The organism is Photobacterium pectinilyticum (assembly GCF_024357955.1).
Lineage (GTDB): Bacteria > Pseudomonadota > Gammaproteobacteria > Enterobacterales > Vibrionaceae > Photobacterium > Photobacterium pectinilyticum.
This window is the reverse complement of sequence record NZ_JANEYT010000142.1, coordinates 1-5,472: the sequence shown is the minus strand read 5'-3', so window position 1 is coordinate 5,472 and position 5,472 is coordinate 1. Positions and strand designations below refer to the sequence as shown.

Here is a 5,472-nt window from a genome sequence, read left to right as displayed (position 1 = left end):
GACCCTGATCTCGACGCTTTACTGCCCTGGAACTTCGCTCATTAATACTCGCCCCGTGGGATCATGGGGCGCATACGTATTAAAGCACTGATATGCATATTGAAATAAGCATGAGTGCTGCCATAAAAATCAGATAAGAATACTAGACGGCAGATCTATTAATTCTGCCAAACGTTAGAAAAATGATGTAGAAAACAGTAAGGAAAGGGAATACTAACCAGTAATACCAATCTGGATAAGTAGTTGATCAAGTATTTGCACTGGAAAAATCGTTGTTATCAAGGCAGACATTGCAGTAACTAGTTGATCTAATTACAAAATATCTAACGCAGAAAACAGCGATTTTAACCTGCAAGACTGATCAGGTCATTGCAAACAGTTAAGATCAAAAAAGCCCACAAGCTAAGCTTGTGGGCTCAAATTAGATGGTGCCCCGGGCCGGACTTGAACCGGCACAACGCGAACGTCGAGGGATTTTAAATCCCTTGTGTCTACCAATTCCACCACCAGGGCACGCAATTCTTTGCGATGCGCCAACTGAAAAGTTAAACACCATCTTTATCTTACCGCAGTTGCCGTAAGAATTATGTTTGGAGCGACACACGAGGTTCGAACTCGTGACCTCAACCTTGGCAAGGTTGCGCTCTACCAGCTGAGCTAGTGTCGCAAATGGAGGCGCGTCCCGGAGTCGAACCGAGGTCCACGGATTTGCAATCCGCTGCATAGCCACTCTGCCAACGCGCCTCAACGTTAATCTTATTAAGATTAACCAACCACTCCGGTGTGTTCCGTTGCGGTATGTGATGCATTCTACGCAAAACAGCATTTGAGTCAACAGTAAAATTCATTACTTATTGCCAAGTGGTGGTTTTACAGCCAATAAGCACCGTTTTATAGGTTTTTCGTACTTTACCTTTTGTATACCGCTCAATTTTATAGCAAAAAACACAGAGAAAGAAACGTGCGAATCATCACTCTTATCTCAATAGAGCATTAAAATAAGAAGTTAGCAGTGCTAGATATGAGAAATGGTCAAAAAAACATCTTTACCTACTTAAATTCTAAATTCTCTCAGTAGGTCATGTTTTCATATATGAAAAAAGCGGCGTATTCGCCGCTTCTTAATGAATTTATCAACAATGTATTCTTAGAGATGCTCGGAGTTCAGCAAGTCATGCTTTGCCGCTTTCAGGTAGATGTACATCGACCAGTAGGTCAAGAACATGGCAACATACAGGGCAATATAGCCAATCCATACCATCCATTCATTCGGGTGCCATAGCATTACGATTAACGCAACCATCTGCGCCCCTGTTTTCACCTTACCGACCCAAGAAACGGCAACACTTGAGCGTTTGCCTAGCTCAGCCATCCACTCACGTAAAGCTGAGATGATAATTTCACGGCCAATCATCGTAATCGCAGGGATAGTAACCCATACTGAGTCATAGTGTTCGACGACCAATACCATCGCCGCTGCCACCATTACCTTATCGGCCACAGGGTCAATGAAGGCACCAAAGCGCGTTGTCTGGTTGAGCTTACGGGCCAAGTAACCATCAAACCAGTCTGTTACGCCAGCAATCAAGAAAATCAATGCAGTCGCGAAAGGTGACCAGCTATACGGTAAGTAAAAGGTGACCACGAAAAATGGAATCAAGATTAACCGTATGAAGCTTAGAATGTTCGGAATTGTTAAACGCATAATTCTTCGTTCTTATTGTGTAGATGTACTGCGCTGGGCTAATGATTCAGCGCGTCATAAATTTTTTCTGCCATAGCACGACTGATGCCCGGCACCTTTGCGATTTCTTCTCTGCTAGCTTTCTTCAGTTCCTGTAGGCCACCCATATACTTGAGCAATGCTTGCCGGCGTTTCGGGCCAATGCCCTCAATGTCTTCCAAAGCACTGCGTTTTCTAACTTTTGCACGTTGGGCACGGTGACCACTAATTGCATGATTGTGACTTTCATCCCTGATATGTTGAATTAAATGCAACGCTGGGGAGTCTGCAGGCATCGAAAACTCTTCACCTGTTGTCAGAAGCAAAGTTTCCAGCCCTGGCTTTCGGGTGGTCCCTTTGGCAACACCCACGAGCATTGAGCGCTTAGGCCACTCGCTCATCAATGGGTTAACTACATCATACGCTCTTGACAGCTGACCTCTACCCCCATCGATAAAAATAATATCAGGAATTCTATCCGGATCGACTTGTGAACCATACCTACGCTCTAAAGCTTGTGCCATAGCCGCATAGTCATCACCACCAGTGATACCGGAAATGTTAAAACGACGATACTCTTGCTTTAATGGTCCATCTTGATTGAACACCACACAGGAAGCAACCGTCTTTTCCCCCATGGTATGGCTGATATCAAAACATTCCATCCGTTCTAGCCTGTTAAGCTGAAGTGCTTCACGCAAGGCGGAGAAACGTTGGTGAACCGTCATCCGGTGGCTGAGCTTACTCGTCAACGCGGTTCTGGCATTGGTTTGGGCCAGTCTTTGATACTTGGCTTTATTCCCCCGTGTACTCGATTTAATAACGATCTTACGTCCAGCGAGCTCGGTCAGAGTGTCAGCGATAACAGCTTGCTCATCGCCTAACGCCTCTCCCAATAGGATTTCGCTCGGGATAACCCTCCCCTCCGCTTGATTGAGGTAAAATTGGGTCACAAAGCTGGAGAGTACCTCGGTGATATCAGCGTCGATCGGCATTTTTGGGAAATAACTGCGGCTGCCGAGGATTTTACCCTGGCGGATATAAAGTGCGTGGATACAGGCCATGCCGTTTTCGTAAGCAACCCCGACAACATCAAGATCGTCGTCACTGTCGTGACTGACAAACTGTTGTTCCTGCACACGCCTTAGCGCTTGGATCTGATCGCGATAGGTTGCCGCCTTCTCGAATGCCAACTGCTGGCTCGCCAGCTCCATTTTCTCGACCATTGATGTAATGACCTGACGATCTTTGCCCCTCAAGAACATCCGGACATAGTTAACCTGTTCGTTGTAATCGTCACCGCTAACCAGTCCTTTTACACAAGGGCCAAGGCAACGCCCAATCTGATACATCAAGCAAGGGCGACTTCGGTTGGCATAGACCGAGTCTTCACATTGGCGGATTGGGAAAATTTTCTGCAGCAGATGCAAACTCTCTCTGACAGCCCCGCCATCAGGATAGGGACCGAAATATTCACCTTTACGTTTCTTGGCACCACGATGCATCGACAAACGAGGATGAGCCGAAGCGCTGAGGAAAATATAAGGGTAAGATTTATCGTCCCGGAGCAGAACATTATATTTAGGCAGGTAGAGCTTGATGTAATTGTGTTCAAGGATCAGTGCTTCCGTTTCGGTATGCGTAACGGTGACATCAACCTTAGCAATATTTTTGACCAGTGCTCGGGTTTTCTCCCCGACCACATTAGCCCGGAAGTAACTGGAAAGGCGTTTTTTGAGATCTTTTGCCTTACCAACATAGATAACCTCATCGGCCAGATCATACATCCTGTATACACCTGGCTGATGGGTAACGGTCTTGAGAAAGCTCTTTGCGTCAAACAGTTCCGACACTACAACGTCTCTGTGTCTAACATTCCATGGCGGATAGCGAGATGAGTAAGCTCTACATCACCGTTGATGTCTAGCTTATTAAACAGACGGTAACGGTAGCTATTGACGGTCTTTGGACTCAGGTTCAATTGTTCAGAGATATCGGTCACTTTCTGTCCCTTCGTGATCATCATCATGATCTGAAGTTCACGCTCAGAAAGATCTTTAAAAGGGTTTTCCGAATCAGGTGCAAACTGACTTAATGCCATCTGTTGTGCAATTTCCGGGGAAATGTAACGTTGACCGCTGTTGACCATACGAATCGCATTAATCATTTCGTCAGGGCCGGCACCTTTAGTCAGGTAGCCTGCTGCTCCTGCCTGCATCACCTTCGTCGGGAACGGGTTTTCTGTGTGAATCGTCAGAACGATAATTTTGACATCAGGACTAAAGCGCAAGATTTTACGTGTCGCTTCAAGGCCACCGATACCTGGCATATTCATATCCATAAGAATGATATCCGCATGCGAATTACGGCACCATTTTACGGCATCTTCACCACTGTCGGCTTCCCCTACCACTTTTATACCACGGACATCTTCAAGCAGACGTCGGATCCCTGTGCGAACCAGTTCGTGATCATCTACAAGGAATACATTAATCAAGCTGTATCTCCAATATGATTTGGCTCTGCACCCAGCCGGATTGGCGGGATAGCTGTTACTGATATTACCCAATTTTACCTTAACTTCCTATCTGATCTCATGCAGTTTCTGTGTAACAACGCATGTTTTCGCAGTAAGTTAAGGCTTGACAAAACAGTGCTCTGTCAATTTTCACAAGCTTCAAAACAAATTAGCTTGGACAGCAGTATTTACTATATTTAGGAAAAAATAAAGTGAAATATTCAAGATATCCAATTAGTTATAATTACCTCAAAAAGATAGCTCTAAGCTGTCATATTATTGTGATAATCAATACGTTAAATCAATTATCTATAAGTGGTGTCTGTGCGGGCTTTCCTTACCAAAGCTTAAAAAAAGCAATTACTTACTGTAATCCTCTTTATTTTCGGCAAGCTACGAAAAATCGTTCATAAAAAAACCACAAGTGCATACTCTCACAAGACTAGCCAAAAGACATCAACGATAATCCGAAGACGCATACCGCGGTCTCTCCTATTGTATAAAGTATGGCGCATCATTGCCCATTAAAAATGGCCCATTGAAATATGACAGTTGACGCTGCTCAATGACTTCAAACTTCTGATAAACATTGAACAATGTTTAAGGCAACAGCAAGCAATTAGAAATCTGGCTAAGAGTTAGACGTCTAGTTGTAGAGGTTTCCTTTATGTTTGGTGTTCATGTATATGGTTGCGACTAGCACGATGCGTAAAGTGGTTGAAGAAACTACCGCGATGATGGCGCAGGAAGACATGCTACAACTGTCTCCTTTCGATCTCAGCGGTGGCCAAAAGTGACCAAAGGCGTCATCAATATCATGCATGCTCAGCAAGAACGTGGCAAAAACCCTCGAGCCACTGATTTTTTCCAGCCTAGATAGGGCCGAGGAGATCTCCAATACGATGACCTTACGTGGCTTCGGCCAACACAAACGTCGTAGTTGATAGCCTGAAACCTATGACCAAGGCCGACTTTACTGTCTTGCTCACCATTGTTACCATCTTGGCACTAGGCTTTGCTAACCGCTATCAGGCAGAGCAACTTTTCAGGTATCCGTTCTAATGAGTGACAAAGCACCTCATCACCCTGAAAAAGCTAAAAGGCCTTTAGTGCCTTAACTGTCATCTCAGATACGAAACAACTGTCGTTATAGGTACGCTATGTTCCCTTAAGTTGTTGCTAAACTTAAAGTAGGCAGCAACTGGAGGGAATTTTTATGCTCCAAGCCCAC

At 44.9% G+C, this 5,472-nt stretch carries 4 protein-coding genes and 3 tRNA genes; 1 reads left to right on the top strand and 6 read right to left on the bottom strand.

Annotated elements, in window-relative coordinates; genetic code table 11:
• Nucleotides 1-426: 426 nt before the first annotated feature.
• The 6 genes from NHN17_RS25335 to uvrY all read right to left on the bottom strand — a co-directional run bounded on the left by NHN17_RS25335 (nt 427) and on the right by uvrY (nt 4,220).
• A tRNA-Leu gene (locus NHN17_RS25335) sits at nt 427-513 on the bottom strand.
• Between the two features lie 78 nt (nt 514-591).
• Nucleotides 592-667, bottom strand: a tRNA-Gly gene (locus tag NHN17_RS25330).
• A 3-nt stretch (nt 668-670) separates the two neighbouring features.
• Nucleotides 671-744, bottom strand: a tRNA-Cys gene (locus NHN17_RS25325).
• Between the two features lie 403 nt (nt 745-1,147).
• Nucleotides 1,148-1,705, bottom strand: coding sequence for a CDP-diacylglycerol--glycerol-3-phosphate 3-phosphatidyltransferase (pgsA, locus tag NHN17_RS25320; protein WP_255045442.1), 558 nt, complete (start codon nt 1,703-1,705; stop codon nt 1,148-1,150).
• A 38-nt stretch (nt 1,706-1,743) separates the two neighbouring features.
• A complete protein-coding gene (gene uvrC / locus NHN17_RS25315) occupies nt 1,744-3,576 on the bottom strand; it encodes an excinuclease ABC subunit UvrC (protein WP_255045441.1) in 1,833 nt (610 codons plus the stop codon).
• Nucleotides 3,576-4,220, bottom strand: coding sequence for a UvrY/SirA/GacA family response regulator transcription factor (gene uvrY, locus NHN17_RS25310; protein ID WP_255045440.1), 645 nt, complete (start codon nt 4,218-4,220; stop codon nt 3,576-3,578). Before uvrY ends, uvrC begins: the two co-directional genes overlap by 1 nt.
• 933 nt (nt 4,221-5,153) lie before the next feature.
• Between uvrY and NHN17_RS26105 the strand changes: the two genes are divergently transcribed.
• On the top strand, nt 5,154-5,303 hold the full coding sequence (locus NHN17_RS26105; protein WP_373689601.1) for a hypothetical protein: 150 nt from the start codon (nt 5,154-5,156) through the stop codon (nt 5,301-5,303).
• The last annotated feature ends 169 nt before the right edge of the window (nt 5,304-5,472 follow it).

Excerpts from the sequence above, each read along its gene's own strand:
- pgsA (WP_255045442.1), bottom strand. The coding sequence starts at position 1,705 with ATGCGTTTAACAATTCCGAACATTCTAAGCTTCATACGGTTAATCTTG.